We start from the raw sequence: 18,521 nt of genomic DNA on the forward strand, positions 1-18,521 counted from the left end.
TACGCTTATCGGTGTCGATGGGTTAGTCGGTTGCTCTCTGTCTAAGAGTCGGTGTGTGGACCGAATGAATAAGAAAATACGAATTGGGTCCTAGGGACGACCTCAAAGCATCTCCCAAGAGCCAGCTACCATGATCCTCGCCATCGGTATCCTGAAAGGAGTAGAATCTCCTATTGTCAGTGAAGCGCCCGTCGGTCTTGGGTTTAGTCCGGGAGACGACTCACCGTCACCCTTCAGGAATTTGGTAGATACCGATCGCCCAGTTTGGCCCATCCATCCCCCGAGCACCGCCATCGACAGCGGCACGCCATCCGCCACCCTCGCCGCGATACCACGGGTCATAATGGTGCATCCGTAGGGAGTTCCAAGCTGGATCTTCGTTTTCTTCTTCGGCAGTCCCCTCCAGCAGCGGTGAGGTTGGATCTTGCTCCTGCTCGAAGGTTTCGGGACTGAGGTCAGTGATATGGTAGGCTGAGAGTGACTCTCCGTAAAACTCCACAGTCGCCTGGTAGAACATCATGATCCCCTCGTCGGTCACGATCGGCCGACCGCCGGGTCGTGAAGCATCGGGTCGTCCCTCGATCACCGGGTTGGCATCGTGGGCCGTCCAGTCGCCGTCGAGGGCATCGCTGTAGTACGCATAGGCATCCTCGTTCGCGTCACCGGCAATCGACCACCAGCGGTCCTCCCACCGGAAGAATACGTGGTCAGTCACGCCGTGGCCGAACTCAGCGGGATCGTATGCGGGTCCGACATCTACCCATTCCCTTGGGAACTCTTCGGCCCGGTAGAGGGGGACAATAGCGTCCTCGCGACCTTCCTCGGTCGTCATGTAGTACTCACCGTCCCATTTGAACACGTACGGGAAAGACAGATGCCAGTCGCGCTCAAGGACGACCTCCTCGTACTCCCAGGAAACGCCACCATCCGGGCTACTCGCATGGGAAATCACTCCGCCGACGCCGGCCTCGACGGCCTCAAGGAACATGTGCCACTCACCATCCTCGACGAACAGGAACGGGTCCGCGACGAAGAGTGGCTCGTCAAGATCCGTCACGTTCTCGGCAGTCAACACCGGATTGTTGACCGCCGGATCGGGCTTCGGAGTCAGCGGCCCGACGCCGGTTTCCGGATAGGGGTACGTGGGGATCGTCTCATCCCACGCCGGTGGCGCCTCGGGCTCGCCTCCGCTCCTCTCGCTTCCTCCCGTCGACCCGATCTCGGTCCCCTCAGCCGGGAGGCCAGGTAACCCCTCGTCGCTCTCCTCTGTTTGGTCGGTACAGCCCGCCAGCCCGGTCAGCACAACGCCGAGACTCCCCAGTACCTCCCGCCGTCGATTCATGATTGTCTGATCTTCCTATCGTACACGTCTTCCATTGCATAAATCACGATAATTATCCCACACATTTGTTTAAGAAATAAAATCAGTGATGACCGGTTGCCGTTTCAGACTCATCGGCGTAGATCGATATCGCCTCACGAAGTGTCAGAACTTCGATCTCGCGTTCTTCAATCCACTCAAGCATTTGGCCGATCGACTCTTCAGTCACCTTCTTTTTGACCGTGTGTGCCCCAACCACGCCAAGAAGTGCCTCCTCAGCAATCTCATCTAGATCTTGTTTGACTGCCGTCTCCGTCGTGAATTCAATGAAGTAATCTCGTTTGGTCTCATATGGATCGTACTCTGTGGGGTCATTAATGCGAGATCCATGTCGAGCGTTCGCCACACCATCGTAATACTCTGGGACGAACAAGTCCGAATACCCTGAATATGCATCATACGGTGCCAACAGTGTTGACACGTCATAGCCCATCTCTTCGAGCGTGTCCTTTGAGTCGCCAAGCGCCTCATGCATTGTCTCAGCCGGATGGCGAATTTCTGTGTCCTCTGCGGAGAATGACTCACCAACTGGTTCGGTCAGTGCAATGCGGCGCTCACCGGGTGCTCCGCCAAGTCCAGCGACTTCTCGAGTGACTTTCGTCTCTCCATCACTGATTTCGACTGTACTCCCTTCGTGGTGACCCTGTCGGTACCCTTTCGCCGAAACCTCTGTATCCGTGGGATGGATGTCCGTGACGAGTGAAAATGCTGCAAGTGGACGATGTTCTTTCGTGTGACTAGCGATCTCCCAGCCCGCATCGACTAACTCGTCTAATTCCTCAGTGCCCATGTAATCAGTGCGCCCAACCCACTCGCTCACAATACCAGTAGTCGCAGGCACGTCAAACTCTTCATGAGCTGGGAGTGCCTGCGTATAGTCAGTCATTGGTCCATCATCGTAGACAAAAACAATGGCTCCGTTTTCAGGCTTGGCTGGTTCCGAGTCTTCTTCCTCTTGTTCTTCAGTTTCGTCTTCTAATTCCTCACTTTCCTCGTTGGGTCCGTCAGGTGGCTCTTGGTCAGTACGTTGTGGGTTGCTGTTCGGTTGCGTCGTTTCGTTACTGTCCTGTATCCCGAACAGCTGTTTTATTGTAGAAATTATCCATGAAAGTATCCCCCATCCGAAGACGCTGCGTAGCACTTCTCGCCGTGTCTCTCCCCGTTCTCCCATAATATGCCATTTGACACACGACAGATATATATTGCGAAAATGTTAGAAAGAGCACAATAACAATTAGAATCTAAATACGAATTGGGATTTTATAACGAGAATTATCTTAAGTAGAATGGAGAGAAATCTATAATCAGATTAGAGATCAGAAACAACGACTGATAGTATGCCGAGAGAGAAACGCACAATTGAACGAGACTGCATGGAGTGCGGCGAGGTAATCGAAATCACAACCTACGAGGACGACACGTACAAGGGAAATCACTACTTCGGCGAGTTTACAATTCCGGACGAAGACAGCGAGGAGGAATACGAGAAGACAGGCGAATGGAAAGGACATGACGTGGTGAAATGGACTGGTGGCGAGGAATCATATGAGTATTGGAGTGCGACGACTGCTATTGTTCTCCTGACCAATAGTCTTATAGTATTGGCCAGTGTACCAATGGATGAGGATGGCCTCACTGACGGACGACGACCTTGATGGCATGAGCGAGGGGAGGAAGTTCCCCGACGGGACTGTCGTCCGTGTGTTCTGTATGCGGACAGACCGTGGCGCGTACCCGTCTGGGTGGGCGTATAAGCTCCACTACGGTGCAACGGAACCGGACCCGCCCCGTACGCTTGACGATGGAACGATTCGTCGGTACGACAACTCACACGAGGACACCAAAGGGCACGAACTGCACGTCGCACCGGACCCCGACCCAGACATCATCACGTTCCCCGGGATGGTCGAACTTTGGGAACGGTTCTGGCGCGAGATCCCGAAATCCGAGTTAGAGGTCAAGTGAGGCCCTCACACCACGGTGATACCCATGAACGATACCACACTGCCGCTGCACCCGATGGAACGCGAACAGCTTCGAGCCGAATCAACTCTCGTCGTGACCGTGAAGTCGTCCGGTGAGTTCCACGACAACGTCACCGACGGGATCGAGACGCTCGAACGGGGCGACGCGGTGAATTCCACGCCAACGCTCTCGTTTAGTAGCTACGACGATCTTATGGGGACACTGACGCCGCGCGTCCTCGATCTCATTGAAGCCATCCGCCGGGAAAAGCCAGCCAGCATCAACGAAACCGCACGGGTCGTTAACCGGGACGTGAAGAACGTCCACGAGGAACTCAGCCGACTCGCCCAGCTGGGCATCATCTTCTTCGAGGAAGACGGCCAGAGTAAGCGCCCGGTCGTTTGGTTCGACGAACTCATCATCAATCTCCCGTTCGATCCAGAGACTGGCGACACGGCCACTGCCGCGCCATAAACACGGCGCTTTTCAAACCCGGCTGAAATTGACGAAGTTACGCCTTAGAAAGTCGAGATTACTGCCCGATATTGCGTACTTCTCGGAGGAATGAAAACGGGTCATCGAGCCGTAGATAGTCGAAATATGGCATCTCGTAACAGGATTGTGCGATTTCCCATCCCGTCCCTACGAGTGATGGTGTTTCAACTAATGGAGAGTCTTCACGCACAATACTCAGAACATGCTCAGCCTCGCCATATAGGTAGTGACTCCCAGTACCAACCGTATAGCCAGGCTCAACCAGATCCGAACGACCACCAGCTTGGAGCCAGTACCAGTACGGGAAGTCCGCATTGGCATGAACGGCACACGCTAATGATTGCCACATTCGTGGATTGATCTCTGCGACTTTGAACTCGCCAGTCTCTGCATCCTCCATGAATTCAATACAAGCGATACCGTGCCAGTCAAGTTCGTCGAGCAATCGTCGCCCGACTTCTTCGAGTTCCGGTATATCGACCGTTTCACGGTAGACACCCCCGCTTCCAGTATAAGAATCATCTCGGATCTGTCGATGTTGGAACGTCGCTACCGCCTCACCGGGGTCGAAGTTCCGAAGGTCGCCCTTCGCGAACTGATACTCCTCTTTCTCCTCGCTCTCGCTTGGTGTACGGTCGTCGCCGGACGATCGCGTGTACTGCTCGAAAGAGGTCCCGATTGCCTCACGGAGGAAGTCCACACTTTCCTCGTCGGCCGTTCGAAGTTCGCGATCGAGTAGGCGCCGGCCCGTGCGTTCATGTCCTTTGTGTCCTGGGCGATCTCGGTCAGGTCCTCTTTTGCCTCGGCGATCAGGGCCTCGATGCGTTCCTCGGCGGAGAGGTCGGTGGCGGCCTTCTCGACACCGCGGCGTTTTCGTTCGGCTTGGGCGAGTTTGTAGACGTAACTGGAGAGCGTTTCGCCCTCGTCGTTGGCCTCGCTTTTGAGGTGATTCTTCTCTGATTCTGATACGTAGACGCTGATGACTGTGTCTCTGCTTATGTGTTGGTTAGTTCTTTGCGGGGTGGGTATGCGGGCTGGCTGCGTCGATGTTTTCCCGGTGAGTAGAGCGGTAGGAAGCTAAAATCCGCATTAGCTTGCCCTCGATGGCGTCGCCCTCTCGGGATTCCGCACTAATGTTGCCACATTAGATATCAATGTGTTCTATTAACTAGAAAGTTCCGGGCCTGTCGACCTCAGGCAGTGGGCATACTTGGCCAGTCTAAGAACGAGGGCATACCAATCGTGTCTTCACATCTGATACTTTTGATTCGTCTCACCTTGTGCAACACGTCTCCTCCTCACAAAGGCGATTGTTGCACAAGGAAGGATATCAGGGACCGATTTGACTGACTTGGTTTCACGTCAAACTTCGGCAATCATACTGATACATAGAACGTGCATACTGAACACGGTATTCTGGTCGGAGCTACCTGCAAAGAAGAACACTGATACCCTCTGTAGACCTTTTCCTGGATCATCCAGACGTGATGAGCCCTATTGAAACGAAAATAACGATCATAATAAGCGCGCTCCCCCCAAGCACTTGACCGATTCGCAGGTATCTTTGAGGATTCTGATATATTCTTCCAGTGATAACACCAAAAGAGGTGATAAGAATACCTAGGCAAACTGCAGTCACTAAACTAATCCACAGGACGATCTGTATATCTTGGAGATTAGGATCTAAGAACCAATGAATATACAAGGTGTGAATGGCCCAGACTGCGGCAAATATTCCTGCTGCTACTTCCCATTTCGAGCGAGGATTGAACCAAGTCATACTGAGAACTATTTTTACAAGCCAATATATATTTCGTACAAAACGCTATTGTGCCTCCTTCAAGGGTTCGGGAACCGGAGAACCAACAAGAATCTCCTAATCAAAACACTACAACCTCCGAGCGTCCTCGTCACTACTGGTAACAACTAATACACACTACTCCTCAGTATCATCCTCATTCTCTTCATCCGCAGACTGTATGTAGGGATTGGTGCCGTCTTCAGTTCCCGGTCAGAATAGATGAAACAGCTGTTACGTAGAGGTGCTTAGTTATCATCATCTGTCGGAACGGGATACAAAATACCGTACCAGAATCGGTAACAGAGTCGTCCAATGCTTCCGCCCAGAGAGAAACTTCGCCATTCATCTTCTGAGCGAGGAAACAAGCGTCTGGCAACGAGAATCCAAATTCCGATACCGACAATCCGCTGCCATCGGTTCGTTCGAAGTGCACCGATATCGTTGTCGTATATCCAATTATAGCCAATTTGTATTGCTGTTCCGAAAACCAGCCACTCCGGTACGATTCTGTTCAAGCCATCTGCTGGCTTCTCGCACAACTTGCGGAAGCGATAAGAAACCGAGAGCAGTTCCAAGAGAAATTTCACACGGGCTTGCGTTCGTCGGTTGAACATGATTTTCTGTTCCGATGGAGCAATGATAGCTCTATACCCTGTATCTATCGGTCCTCCAGATACGAACTAACCTCTGATACATGCCACAGCTGACTCCCGGAACCCTCACTCACGAGCAAGAAACGCCGTATTCTCTCTTCTCGTCGGTCGGCTTCGAGATGGGAGAACCTCGGTCCGAAACTATTTATCGAATATATACTAACAGGAGGAAGTACACAGGGAAGAACATCTCGACTGCATTCATAGAATCGATCCACATACATGAAAGTCAACACTATGAACCAATCCACGATTGAGATGATCGTGCTTGCTGTGATGGGTGTCCTCTTTCTCGTAGTCAGTGGCTTTCTTCTTACTCAGACTCCCGCTATTTCGTCTAGTGGTGGAAGAAACCGACTGTTCATTGCAGGAGTCATCGGAGCTGTGATTGGTAGTGTGTTTCTCTATGAGAGTATTACTTGATGGTGGTCCTGCTCTACTAATCCTCAAGCCATAATCGATGGATGGAGACTCTCCTCTGAAATGCACCACAGCTCACAATCAGAATTCTCACTCGAAATAATATACAGACATCTTATATTAGTAACCTATTCTGAAGTACAATACTATTCGGCTGGTTATATCCCCAACTAGAGCACCAACTAGCAGAATCAATACTATTGAGAAAGCTGCGCTATAGAACCAATCTAATATTTGGAATATTATTATGAACCCAAAGATGAAAGACAGCCGAAATGAAAATTTGTTCCACGCCTGTGACACCCACTCACTGCGGCGAAAAAGAAACACAGTACCACTCCCGATGGCTACACCTACAATAATCAATAGTCCATTCTCGATAATAGCTAGTGGAGAACTAACAAGGCCTGTGGCGAACGACGCTATAAGAAGAGCAAGAAATACTCCATTGGTAATAACTCCGTAGAGCAGACCCTTTTGTGAGGTGGGATCGGAATAATCCAAAAAATCATTGCCCATGATGTTATTCGATTATACTCGAGTAAGTTATTTTCTATTTTCTGCAACAGAATATATATGGCCAACCGATTCTGTAGACTTGAGTTACAATCAACGGGCGTAGACTATCCCCTGAAACGTGTCTCAGCTCACAACCGAAACCCTCGCTCGCTCGGGACAGTAGTGATACCGCACGCACGGGATGGCCGCCTACCAAGGGGATACGAGAGACTAGCAACGGGAAGGTCCGGTATTCCGTTCCGATCGGGTCAGAAGCGAATGCGATTCCAGCCACCATGCCAAGGGTGACCGCAAACAACAACAGTAAGCCGTTCGGCCCGCTGCCACCGATAGCGACCGCCGGAAACCCGAACATACCGACGAAGAACAATACGTAGCCACTCATCAACAGTCCACGCGGCACGCGCCGTTCTAGGAGCCATCGTTCCCGGGCGACGGTGTACACGGCACGCGGAATGCGGTCACCGACGAATCGCTCGACTACTTTTTCCATAACGAGAGAGTGTGAGTCGTTCGATCCCGCCGATCCGACCGAACTGGCTGGCTCGGTCTCCCAGATTCGGCGTGCGACGACGGTTGACCCGGCTACGAGGACGGGGACCGTGGGTACGAGGAGTCCGAGCGCACCGACTGCGTGACCGACCGACCGACCCGAAGGCGAACTCCACGCTACCGACGAGCGCCAGATCGACGAACCATGCGAGCGGCAATACGCTGAATACCGCAAGCAATGGGGCGAGCGATATTGACAGTTCTTGAAGGATCATCGCACCAACGAAGAGCGGAATCCAGCCGAATACGACGAGAAGATCTCTGTAGAAGCGAACTCGTGTGAGTCTCAGTGCGACAAGGCGGGCGGCGAGTCTGCTTGTGGTCCCCAGTGCAACGGCGAGCACAACTAGACCCGCAACCGCCACGAGAACCGTGACGGCAACCGTCGGTGACCGGAGTCCGATCGCAATTGCAACCGCGACGCCGAGCGTCGGCAGGATGAGCGTGGTGATTAGTCGAGCGTAGACAAACCCCAGAAGCCCTAGGGCGGCCGTCCTCGCGGAGACAGTCGTCAACAGCAGATCCGGGCTCAGCCGCTCGAATCGAACGTGTGTGTACTGCGAACGCCGCCACGTCATCCAGACGAATACGACGCTCACGAGAAGGCTCAATAGCTCGTATGGAAGAGGTTGTCCCGCGGCGAGGTCACGCCCTAGTGAGTGAGCGAGCCATCCGAGAACGAGGGTGATTGCGGCGAACACGACGAGCAGGACGGGACTTCCTGTCAGAGTTTTTCCAAATTCCCGTCGATGGCGCGTCCATTCGGTCCGTGCGACCTTTGTTCCCTGCCAAAGCGACGGACCCGGATCCACGATGATATCTAGTAACCATCAATCTTCGTATAAAAACTCTCCTTGAGGAGGTGCTATGGCCAGAGGTCGAATCGGCACTCAAAAACGAAACACGGACCGCGGTCGTTTCCGTTGACTCGATCGAACAGCACGGCCCCCATCTCTCGTTGAACATGGGCATACTTGATCGGGCTGAGAACGTAGGAATACCGAACGTGTCTTCGTATCTAATATTTTTAATCCATCCCACCTTGTGCAGCATAACCTCTTTCCTACAAAGGCAGCTGTTGCACAAGGGAGGATAACAGAGATTGGTCTGACTGACTTAGTTTCACATCAAACTTCGACGACCTTACTGATAGGGAGTTCGTGTGAACCTAACGTTTGTATAGAGAAATTTCTGCCTAAAGAGATAATTCGAGAGTCACTAGATTTTTCACACCCACTCAAGAATTTAGAAATATGAATAGGAATCTTCCGCTCGCTGTTTTTTGTGGTCTGTTGATAGGTTTCGGTATATACTGGTTTCTCTCCCCTGACTGGTTCGTTGCGTCGGGGACAGCGGCAGTTTACGCTGGAGCGGCGTACTTCTATTTCAAATTTGATATTTCTCTCCTTGATAGTGCTGTGCAGTTTGACGACCGAATAGACAGATTGGGCTACGCTATTGGTCTATTCGGTCTGTGTGTGAGTCCGATGGCGTTCGCACAGTACTACGGGCAGCAAGGGACTACGACGATTCCATTCGTAATCTTGTTTATGGGTGTAATTGCATTTCTACTGTTGATTTCGAAGGCCCAGCAACAAACCAAACATATCCACTGAGACACACTACTAAGTACGGTCAACAGGCGTCTGAAAACTTCGTAGTATTTCACCTATATGCAGCGCTAGGCAACTCTACCAGTTCATTTGTAGAGGATCTCAACAAAGCCAGAAATTGTACTTCACAGTGAATTCAGTGCCGGGCTTACGCACTAAGCTCCTCTCTCTCAATAGTTCAGACGATACCTAATAGCTAGAAACCAAGCAACACTGAGAGTCCTATGCTGAGGTAGAATCGAGCCACCGACTAGCTGTTCGTTTGACGAGTAAATTAGAAGCAAGTGAACTCACGAAGTACCACACCATCCACATCTGCATCGGCCCGACTAACCGCGCACTCCAGACAATCTGATCGATTACCGGAATCAGTGGCGCAGCTGTGACAATGGCACCAGCGGGGTTCATTACGAACCAGGAGAGCCAGAGAAACACTGGGACTGTGACAAACATCGTCCACACTAATGGCCGAAACGTATTCTTCATAATTCCAAGTTGGTCACGCATCAGGTCTTGCTGATGATTGGTGAGGCGCTCAACAGCAGCATCATCTCCACGCTGTCTTGCCGCACTAAGGCTGTCTTGGGCCTGCTGCAACCGTTCTTTTTGCGCGTCTATTTGCTCTTGATCGAGAAGCCGACGACGGACTCCCGTTGAGACCAGTGCAACCAGTGTTGCAAGAACAATAACTAACAGTGGAAATGGCAGCAGACCGGCAAGTGGACCGAGGACGAGATCCATCGGCCCGACAATCGCCGATTTGATAGCCGGAATCTGATAGCCGGCCACGAGCGTCAGTGAGCCAATACCAGCAACCTTGTCGACTGGGCGCCACGCCGATTCGTCAGTCTCTGCGCTGGTCTGACCGCTGTCGGTAGGGGGCTCAATATTCGCTCCTTCGAGAGCCTCCCGAACGGCTGGCGGATCATCAATGACGAAGACGCTATCGGCAGGGACGAGAGCGCCGGTTTTGAGTAGACGCCCCCATGTTTCCGCTTCGATTACGTCGTTCACTGCAGCGTACGTCACGGTTCCATCGCCATTTTCCGCATATGTAAGGACTCTTGCTAGCGCTTGCCGACTGGCTTCATCTTCGATGAGTGAGTGAAGGGTGGTATCATCCATAACCAATAGTAGTCAATGTAGGGTTAAAAATCCATGTCTGATTTCAGGAATATTGAACGATTCTAGGGCAAAGCGAAGCGGGTACGCTGTCTTCAAGGTCTCGTCCCCACCTAGTTAGAAGTGGTTAGACCGAATGAGGGAAGGGAAATGAGGTGTGTACGATAGTACCTCAAATTCAGTCACTTTCCTACTGGCACAAGCGGCTACGAAGTCCGTTCTAGATAGGGCATTCGTAAACCGTAGAGAATACACAGGAGTCCAGTAATCCGACTGATCTCTCCCAACATCCCATATACGAATGGACCGACAAGCGGAATAAGGTACGGACCTGCGACCAGTAATATCGGCGTCCAGAAAACCAAGAAGAATCCGACTGCAATGAACAGCATTGGTCGCTTTCGGCTTTGCCAGTAGCCACGCAGTGCCAGGTACCCCACTGCAAGTCCGAGGATCGTCGATGTGATTGTGAGTACGAATGCAATCTGGGATTGGAGGCTCGGGCTTAGCTGGAGGAATATCATCGGTTACGTACCTCATCAATAAACTGTGTGAAGCGGGCGGCCATCTGCTCGCGGAGGGAGAGGTCGAGCTCAAATCCCTCAGAAGTCAACTTAATAACAACACTGTCGAGCGTCGCAGTGTATACCTTGTAGTGATGGCCGCCATCGTCTAAATTGACTTCTTCGGCGATCATGTCGTATTCGTTCAAGTCCTCCAGTCGCCGATAGATGGTCTGTGGTGAGACGTCACAAGCGTCGCTCAGTTCGTTTGCAGACATCGGTTCAGTGGTCGTTTCGATGAGAATCTGCTGGGTCGTTTCATCTGCCAGCAGCGCACCAATTTCACGGACGTTCTCATCCACCTGTTTCATACTGTCTTCTCCAGCAGTCAGGATAAGCGAGGTTCCACAGTTCCACGTCTTGGAGTCGTGCAAGTTCTGTTTATAGTACGGGATAGTAGTTGTTGTGTATGATCCCAAAACGCGATACATCAAGTATCGGTACTCTCGTTGGAATTATGATGGTAGCTGTCGCCATTGTTGGTTCCATTTTCTTCGACTGGGAGTGGGGTGCGTTCCCGAGTCAGCCAGTTCCGTTGGTAATCGGAGTATTCGCAGCCATTGTCGCAATCGCTGTTACAGTTCGCACTGTACGCAGCTAAACAGTCACGAAGTCCCGTGCTATCTCTCCATTTATTACTATTATCGATCTTCGTGGGACGAGAATCAAACTGCAGTGGCAGTGCTCGTGATCTACGCGATCTCAGGCGCGATCAACGTTGGTTATGAGAACGTGCTGATTGTCGAACTTTCGATCCATTAGCACCTCGTCGTCATGGACGAACTTCTGGGCTGAATCCAAGAGGTCCTTGACGACTTCTGTGCGTGTCTCACCCTTCCTCACTGGCTGTGCATCCAAGACAATCAGGGCAGCATTACCCACCAGCTGGACTGTCGCCCACTGGCAGGCGTATTCGTCAGTCTTCCCTTTCGTCCTGCTGATCCCGCCTTCGTGGCTAGTTCAGTCGCTCGTGAACGGATCAGCTTCGGTGGTGTCAATGGTGGCAATTCCCGTTCGAAAGAACCCTTCCGTGTCTGCTAGCTCATCTAATAAGCGGCCAACGGCTTGCCGATACATCTCTCTTAAAGATAGCCCTCTAACTGCGGCAGCAGCAATATTATACTATATAGTGAGTGTCAAAATATGAAAGATATTTCGGACCATGTTCCTGCGACTGTAAGGGGACTACTGCCAGCAATTCTTTCCGCACTCATGTTTATAGTGGGGAGAAACTTGCTAAGACAATTCTTCGGGGATATAAATAACCTTTCTGGACCCTTATTTATCTTTTATATTTTCATGATGGGAATGATATTTCTCGGTATGCTTCTCGTAGGAATCTATACCGCAGCGCGACTGGAACGGTCGAAGTTCTCTGAGTTCAGACCCAGTGTTGATCGAGAGTGGCGGCGAACGTTCGTCGCTGGTGTCGTAATCTCTCTGTTGGCTATTTCGATCTCATGGGGGTGGGGTGTGTTCCGAGGGATTCGCTCGCTCAATCTCGCGTCAGTGGGAGTTCGTTCCCCGGAGGGAACGATAGTCACCGCCGTGGTTATACTCGCTGCCACCGGCATGTTTTTTGCCAATATGACTCTGGAAGAAGTCGTCTACCGACGGATCATGCTTGACAATTTCATTAAGGGGTTGGCAGCACGCGGACTCTCGAGAAAGGCCGCCGCCAGCCTTGCAATGGTCGGTAGTCTGGTGGCGTTCGGGCTGTTGCACACCGTATATCGTGGAGGTGGTATCGTCGCGATCGACGCCGCACTGACGGGAACGATGTTCGCGTTCGCGTATCTCCTCACTGGGAAGCTAGCACTCCCAATGGGCATTCACTTCGGTCGTCACATTACGACGATATTAGGAGGTGAATCCTACGGTGTCGTCGACTTGATCGCAGTTGGTAATGTCACAAAAAACACGTTGACCGCGAACCTGGAAGTCGAATTCGTCCAGATTGGGCTGGTCTGTCTACTCGTCTCCATATGGGTGTACCGACAGCGCGGGTCTATCCAAATTCCAGCAATCATCTACCAACCCCCCATACGACACTCTCAGAGCGACTAATAGACTGAGTATTAGTTCTACAACTTATGAGCAATACGTTACTGGTGATGATCTTCTTCTCAGGACAGGTGGTGGCTGGAATTCCCCAGCTTGACATAGCGAGTCATGCCAGTGCCTGCTTACACGTATATTCGGTTGATGAACTTGGGTAGGTTAGCCACCGCTAGATCAAGTTTGGCGACAATTTCATGCATCTCGTGAAGTGCGTCCAGCAGCCGCCGATACATGTGATCTAAGTACTCACAGAGGCCGTGAATTGCCACGTTCACCCAGTCCGCGCAGCCGTTTTCTCCTTTTTGGAACGCTAGATCTTGGTCATCGACGACGGCTTTTGAGCAAGCGATCTAACCCGATCAGTGAAGCGGACGAGTTTGCTGGACACAAACCGTCTTGCGGTCTCACTTCCTAGTATGTTAGACATTTAGCCACTCTTATTAACATCTAACCACGGCCGATCGTACAGAAGAAAGTCAGGGCCGCCGAACAGCTAACGAGTCGGTTGTCACGGTCAGCGGCCGGTGAACGCCTTGAACAGGCCGTAAATGCCACCGAAGATGAATGCGACGCCGAGGGCTGCGAACCAGAGCGGACTTGACGACTCTTCGTTCTCGAGGAAGGCGTCATCGGGCGAGTTGGGGTTAACGTATGCAGTGACTGTTTCGCCCTGTTCGTACTCTTTCATCGCCGACTGTGCCCCCGACTTCGTGTCGTAGTTCTTACTGGCTGACGCTGGATAGAGATTACTACTGCTGTACCGCTCGCCCTCGTAACTGTACTTGAAGCTGACTTCTGGGTTGAACTGCGTGGTGCCGCTCGTCATAATCGAATCGACGTTCGTCCCCGTGACGGTAGCGTCTACCTCGACCGAGTTCTCGATTGCTGCCGACTGTTGAGTATAGTCGTACGCTCCGTATCCGGCGACCGCCAATCCGAGCATGAGGGCCAGCATGCCGCCGGGGAGCATACCGAGTTCTTTGTCGCCGATTTTGATGTAGAAGCTATCGCTCATAGCCGCAGATGCTCGCTGAGATTGGGTAATTGGAACGCGTTCGAAATGTGTGAAATACGGCTGACAATGGTGTCGTTGGGGAAGCCTGTGACCACATCGTTTACGAGATGAATGGTAGTCAAGCGTATTTGTCGTTGCATTGTCGACAGGGTATCAGTTCCCGGTGTAGCCCAGTAGGTACGCTGCCTCACCTATAGTGGAATTTAAATGCCAAAGCCGTGGTTGTTTAACTCCACACATTCCTCATTCCTGTATGCGATATCTCACAGCGTTAGTCAAACCAACTGAAGGAAAGGCATTCCACCCACTCGGGAAAGAACTGACAGACGACCCATCTATCAAGCGAAAGGCCATTCATCATATCGAGCTGCTCGATGATGATACTGTGCTCCTATTTGCCGAGGCGAGCGGCAGTAAGGAGCGATACGAACAAATCATGGAGGAGTCCCCGCATGTCATCGGGTATCTCACCGCTGGAGAAGACCGGTGGATGGCTGTGAGTCAATTTGAGCCGACAGAAGAGGTTCGCAAATCCCTCGAATTGCAACGGGAATCGCTGCTGGTAATCGAGACACCGATTCATTTCACGTCCGAAAATAATCTTAAAGCCACATACATCGGAACCGACGAGACATTCAGAAAGATGTACGAATATGCTGAGGAGATGGACCATCCTACATTTGAAATCCTCAAAGTGGGCGATTATGAGGCTAGTGAATCATCTATTGCCAGAGTAATTACAGATAGACAAGAAGAAGTGCTTGAGGTAGCAGTTGATCTGGGATATTATTGTGAACCTCGCCAAGCGTCGCTTGAAGACATTGGCGAGGTCATTGGAATTTCTCCGGGAACGGTCGGTGAACACCTTCGAAAAGCAGAAAAACGCGTGTTCACCGAACTCGTCGATTGACTCCCGCCACGGACACCGACCGTGCCGACGGAAAATGCCGAATACACCACGAGTTGACGCTCAAGAATTTAAAAGGAACCACATCGATGCGGCAGTCCTCATATCCAGCGCTGCCGCGTAACTCCACTCACGGGAAACACGATGTCAGTTACGACACCACCCGAAACCGGAGATACGGTCATAACCACCGATCAATCGTTGCTCACCGATTACGATGTTGAATCCACCTATCGCGACATCAACGACGTGCAATTACACGTTGTCGCTGCCGGCGAGCCCGATGCGCCACTGGTCGTCCTCCTACACGGGCATCCCGATTTCTGGTACGGCTGGCGCGATCAGATCCGTTCGCTCGCTGAAGCTGGCTTCCGTGTAGTCGTGCCAGATCAGCGGGGCTGTAACCTGAGCGAAGCACCCGATGGGATCGATGCCTATCGACAATCAGAGCTTTCGGCCGACATTTGCGAATTAATCCACAGTGAGAGCCGGGAATCGGCGCATGTCGTTGGGCACGACTTCGGTGGGTTCGTCGCTTGGAACCTCGCACTCCGTCACCCCTCCATGGTCGATCGACTCGGGATATTCAACGTCCCACACCCGACAGTGTATCGAGATACGTTACGGTCCAGTCCCCAGCAGATCGCACGGAGTTGGTACGTCTGGTTTTATCAAGTACCGAAGCTCCCCGAATGGATGCTGACTCGGAACGATATGGCCAATATGGTTGATTCCCTCGAAATAACGTCCCACCCTGGAACGTTCGACGAAGAAACGATTGCCTGCTATAAGGCTGCCTGGCGTCACACCGGAATTACACCAAGAATTAACTGGTATCGTGGGTTTCGGCGTTCGGACAGTCAACCACGCGATACAGTGACCCAGCCAACGCTGATTTGTTGGGGAGGTGACGATATAGCGCTTCTTCCCTCGATGGCGCAAAAAAGCGTCGACTACTGTGAAGACGGTAAACTACAGATGTTCCCTGACGCGTCGCATTGGGTACATCTTGAGCGTGACGAAGTTAGTGAAGTGCTACGCTGTCATCTCTCGTAAACGACAGACCCGAATCAACCGATGGCCAACCGAGAAGATGAAGTGAAAATTCGCTGCCAATCTTCGACATGAGCATCAACCGTTTTGTTGACGAGATAACTTAGGTGCGATAGATTAAATCACTCCGGGAAACCGTATTTATATTCCATCATCAGTGAGGCAGAGTGCCTACTAGATTCCGCTGAGCACTGACGTCTGGAACGGATGCAACAACGACAACGTTCGACTGCCGACCGACTCATAGATAAGGCGGCCACAGCCCTCCCCAGCGAGGCCATCATCGACCGTGAATCACACGAGAACGCCCCTGCAGTCGTAATCCGGGCCGATCAAGTCCGTAGGGTCCTCTCAACGTTTCGTTCGGAGGCGGGGCTTGACCACTGCTCATGTGTGACCGCTCAAGAGTACGAAGACCGCTTCGAGACGGTGTATCACCTCACCAGCTACGACAACCGAACGTGTGAGCTATCAGTTATCGTCCCAACGACGAAGGACAACCCAGTCAGCGAGTCGGCTGTGCCAGTCTACCGAACGGCTGAATGGCACGAACGAGAGGCCTATGATCTGCTAGGCATTGAGTACGAGGACCATCCGGATCTTCGGCGTATCCTCTTACCGGAGACTTGGCAGGGCCACCCGCTCCGGATGGCCTACGACCAGAACCAGCCACAGATCGTAACGCTGCGCGAACACGCTAATCCGATACAAGAAGACCATCGTGAGGCCGAGACAGACACAATGTTTCTCAATATCGGGCCCCACCATCCATCGACCCATGGGGTATTGCACCTGAAGACCACGCTGGACGGTGAGCAAGTGATAGATGTTGAGCCGGACATCGGCTATATTCACCGATGTGAAGAACAGATGTGTCAGCAAGGCACGTATCGCCACCAGATCATGCCATATCCCGATCGCTGGGACTGGGGTGGAGCGGGCCTGCTCAACGAGTGGGCTTACGCCCGTGTCATTGAAGATCTGGCCGACATCACTGTTCCCGAGTATGCCCAGGTTATCCGCACGTTGAGTGCCGAGCTCTCGCGCATCCTTTCGCACTTATTAGCTACTGCTACATACGCGCTGGATGTCAGCGGTGAGTTCACCGCTACTTTCATGTACTGTTTTCGGGATCGGGAACTCGTTCAAGACATCCTCACGGACCTGACTGGCCAGCGTATGATGTTTAACTACTTCCGAGTCGGCGGCGTCGCTTGGGATATCCCCGAGCCCTATGAAGAATTTTTTGAGGACGTGCAGACCTTTATCAACGACTTGCCGCGGAAACTTGACGAGTATCACGACCTGCTGACGAGCAACGAGGTGTTCCAGATCAGAACCGTCGGAACCGGCGAATTACCGCCGAAGATCGCCAAGGCGTACGGCGCAACTGGACCGGTTGTCCGCGGGTCGGGGATCGACTACGACCTCCGGCAAGACGACCCCTACGGCTACTACGACCGGCTTAACTGGGATGTCATCACTGAGGATGGCTGTGATAACTTCTCTCGCGTTCTTGTCCGACTGAGGGAGATTGAGGAATCGGCAGCCATTATTGATCAATGTGTTGACCTCCTTGCGGACTGGCCGAAAGGAGAGCGCACGTGTCAAGCCAACGTACAGCGGACGCTGAAGCCGTCCGGCGAGTGCTATAGAGCTGTTGAAGGCGCCAAGGGTGAACTCGGCATCTATATCCGGGCTGATGGCACTGAGACTCCTGCACGGTTTAAGATCCGCGGACCGTCATTTTCGAATCTTTCAGCGCTTCCGGCAATAGCAAACGGTGAGTTTGTTGCGGATCTTGTTGCGACCCTTGGAAGTCTCGATGCAATTATGGGAGAAGTAGACCGGTGATGATATTGTCTCGATTATCTGTCTGGTGAACTTCTTGGAGCTGCTGACCCCAACGGTTGCAATCGTCCCGTCCCAAGAGGACGGCATCCCGTTTCTCGAGGAGAACACTGCCTGGGAGTTCGTCCGAATCGGGCAGAATCCGGAGTCTGCTGGACTGTATATCACCGGTGATAGTGGGGCCGTCGTGTATGTTGGGCATATCAAAGAAATCATGCCGGCCAGCGACGCGGCGTTGTCACGCCTGCTTGAATTATATACTGGTGATCAGGCCACGTTCGATCAGAACACGCGTGTCGTTGTCTTTGAGCCAGAATCATTGTATGAGCTGTCTGATCCGATTCCGCTGGCAACGCGTGTTCCGTACGGGTTGCGGTATACGGACCTCGAGTCGTTCCGGACAGCCGAGACCACGGACGAGATTCTGTGAGCCGGGCGTTCTTTCGTGTAGCGAGTTGTCTGTTCAGGGTCATACGACGATTTGGAATGGTTGGAACCTCTCAAACACTGATGGTCTCCAGAAGTCGTGTCGAATACAGAGCCCGCCTCT

At 52.2% G+C, this 18,521-nt stretch carries 17 protein-coding genes and 3 pseudogenes; 9 read left to right on the plus strand and 11 right to left on the minus strand.

Going from position 1 to position 18,521, the window contains the following annotated elements:
* Positions 1–226 precede the first annotated feature (226 nt).
* Positions 227–1,342 carry a glucosamine inositolphosphorylceramide transferase family protein gene (locus HACJB3_RS17395; protein ID WP_008415417.1) on the minus strand — a complete coding sequence of 372 codons (1,116 nt, stop codon included), beginning with the start codon at positions 1,340–1,342 and terminating at the stop codon, positions 227–229.
* 82 nt (positions 1,343–1,424) lie between these two features.
* Entirely contained in the window at positions 1,425–2,552 is a 1,128-nt protein-coding gene (locus tag HACJB3_RS17400) for a polysaccharide deacetylase family protein (RefSeq protein ID WP_049934740.1), read from the minus strand.
* 202 nt (positions 2,553–2,754) lie between these two features.
* Between HACJB3_RS17400 and HACJB3_RS17405 the strand changes: the two genes are divergently transcribed.
* The 3 genes from HACJB3_RS17405 to HACJB3_RS17415 are packed head-to-tail and all read left to right on the plus strand — an operon-like array spanning position 2,755 to position 3,820.
* Positions 2,755–3,036: a hypothetical protein gene (locus HACJB3_RS17405; RefSeq protein WP_008415414.1), complete on the plus strand. Its 282-nt coding sequence runs from the start codon at positions 2,755–2,757 to the stop codon at positions 3,034–3,036.
* A complete protein-coding gene (locus HACJB3_RS17410) occupies positions 3,008–3,346 on the plus strand; it encodes a toxin-antitoxin system TumE family protein (RefSeq protein ID WP_174264873.1) in 339 nt (112 codons plus the stop codon). Before HACJB3_RS17405 ends, HACJB3_RS17410 begins: the two co-directional genes overlap by 29 nt.
* A 24-nt stretch (positions 3,347–3,370) precedes the next feature.
* Positions 3,371–3,820: an HVO_A0114 family putative DNA-binding protein gene (locus HACJB3_RS17415; protein ID WP_174264874.1), complete on the plus strand. Its 450-nt coding sequence runs from the start codon at positions 3,371–3,373 to the stop codon at positions 3,818–3,820.
* Positions 3,821–3,878: 58 nt separating this feature from the next.
* On the opposite strand, the gene HACJB3_RS20505 is transcribed toward HACJB3_RS17415, so the two are convergent.
* The 3 genes from HACJB3_RS20505 to HACJB3_RS17430 all read right to left on the minus strand — a co-directional run bounded on the left by HACJB3_RS20505 (position 3,879) and on the right by HACJB3_RS17430 (position 8,385).
* Positions 3,879–4,541 (minus strand): hypothetical protein, encoded by a 663-nt coding sequence (locus HACJB3_RS20505; RefSeq protein WP_174264875.1) that lies wholly within the window; start codon positions 4,539–4,541, stop codon positions 3,879–3,881.
* Between the two features lie 774 nt (positions 4,542–5,315).
* On the minus strand, positions 5,316–5,621 hold the full coding sequence (locus HACJB3_RS19280) for a hypothetical protein (RefSeq protein ID WP_081461377.1): 306 nt from the start codon (positions 5,619–5,621) through the stop codon (positions 5,316–5,318).
* Between the two features lie 2,074 nt (positions 5,622–7,695).
* Positions 7,696–8,385 (minus strand): hypothetical protein, encoded by a 690-nt coding sequence (locus HACJB3_RS17430; RefSeq protein WP_238532921.1) that lies wholly within the window; start codon positions 8,383–8,385, stop codon positions 7,696–7,698.
* A gap of 230 nt (positions 8,386–8,615) precedes the next feature.
* On the opposite strand from HACJB3_RS17430, the pseudogene HACJB3_RS20895 reads away from it, so the two are divergent.
* Positions 8,616–8,774 (plus strand): annotated as a pseudogene (locus HACJB3_RS20895) (creatininase family protein); the annotation flags it as partial.
* 847 nt (positions 8,775–9,621) lie between these two features.
* Here the strand turns inward: HACJB3_RS20895 and HACJB3_RS17440 are convergent.
* The 4 genes and pseudogenes from HACJB3_RS17440 to HACJB3_RS20900 all read right to left on the minus strand — a co-directional run.
* On the minus strand, positions 9,622–10,524 hold the full coding sequence (locus HACJB3_RS17440) for a DUF106 domain-containing protein (protein WP_013199658.1): 903 nt from the start codon (positions 10,522–10,524) through the stop codon (positions 9,622–9,624).
* Between the two features lie 203 nt (positions 10,525–10,727).
* Positions 10,728–11,045: a DUF7521 family protein gene (locus tag HACJB3_RS21360; protein WP_008415398.1), complete on the minus strand. Its 318-nt coding sequence runs from the start codon at positions 11,043–11,045 to the stop codon at positions 10,728–10,730.
* Complete coding sequence (locus HACJB3_RS17450) at positions 11,042–11,395, minus strand: ArsR/SmtB family transcription factor (RefSeq protein WP_238532922.1); 354 nt, start codon at positions 11,393–11,395, stop codon at positions 11,042–11,044. Before HACJB3_RS17450 ends, HACJB3_RS21360 begins: the two co-directional genes overlap by 4 nt.
* A 415-nt stretch (positions 11,396–11,810) precedes the next feature.
* Positions 11,811–12,185, minus strand: a pseudogene (locus HACJB3_RS20900) (transposase); the annotation flags it as partial.
* A 222-nt stretch (positions 12,186–12,407) separates the two neighbouring features.
* Between HACJB3_RS20900 and HACJB3_RS17460 the strand changes: the two are divergent.
* Positions 12,408–13,151 carry a CPBP family intramembrane glutamic endopeptidase gene (locus tag HACJB3_RS17460; RefSeq protein WP_238532923.1) on the plus strand — a complete coding sequence of 248 codons (744 nt, stop codon included), beginning with the start codon at positions 12,408–12,410 and terminating at the stop codon, positions 13,149–13,151.
* A 140-nt stretch (positions 13,152–13,291) separates the two neighbouring features.
* On the opposite strand, the pseudogene HACJB3_RS19295 reads toward HACJB3_RS17460, so the two are convergent.
* A pseudogene (locus HACJB3_RS19295) lies at positions 13,292–13,572 on the minus strand (hypothetical protein); the annotation flags it as partial.
* An 87-nt stretch (positions 13,573–13,659) separates the two neighbouring features.
* Complete coding sequence (locus tag HACJB3_RS17470; protein ID WP_008415393.1) at positions 13,660–14,160, minus strand: DUF3592 domain-containing protein; 501 nt, start codon at positions 14,158–14,160, stop codon at positions 13,660–13,662.
* A gap of 253 nt (positions 14,161–14,413) precedes the next feature.
* On the opposite strand from HACJB3_RS17470, the gene HACJB3_RS17475 reads away from it, so the two are divergent.
* From HACJB3_RS17475 to HACJB3_RS17490, 4 genes are all read left to right on the plus strand, one after another.
* Positions 14,414–15,070, plus strand: a complete 657-nt coding sequence (locus HACJB3_RS17475; protein ID WP_008415388.1) for a helix-turn-helix domain-containing protein — start codon at positions 14,414–14,416, stop codon at positions 15,068–15,070.
* Positions 15,071–15,211: 141 nt separating this feature from the next.
* Positions 15,212–16,123, plus strand: coding sequence for an alpha/beta fold hydrolase (locus HACJB3_RS17480; protein ID WP_008415387.1), 912 nt, complete (start codon positions 15,212–15,214; stop codon positions 16,121–16,123).
* 204 nt (positions 16,124–16,327) lie between these two features.
* Entirely contained in the window at positions 16,328–17,974 is a 1,647-nt protein-coding gene (locus HACJB3_RS17485) for an NADH-quinone oxidoreductase subunit D (RefSeq protein WP_008415385.1), read from the plus strand.
* A 25-nt stretch (positions 17,975–17,999) separates the two neighbouring features.
* On the plus strand, positions 18,000–18,401 hold the full coding sequence (locus tag HACJB3_RS17490; protein WP_008415382.1) for a hypothetical protein: 402 nt from the start codon (positions 18,000–18,002) through the stop codon (positions 18,399–18,401).
* Positions 18,402–18,521: the final 120 nt, after the last annotated feature.

It is taken from the genome of Halalkalicoccus jeotgali B3, assembly GCF_000196895.1.
Taxonomy (GTDB): domain Archaea; phylum Halobacteriota; class Halobacteria; order Halobacteriales; family Halalkalicoccaceae; genus Halalkalicoccus; species Halalkalicoccus jeotgali.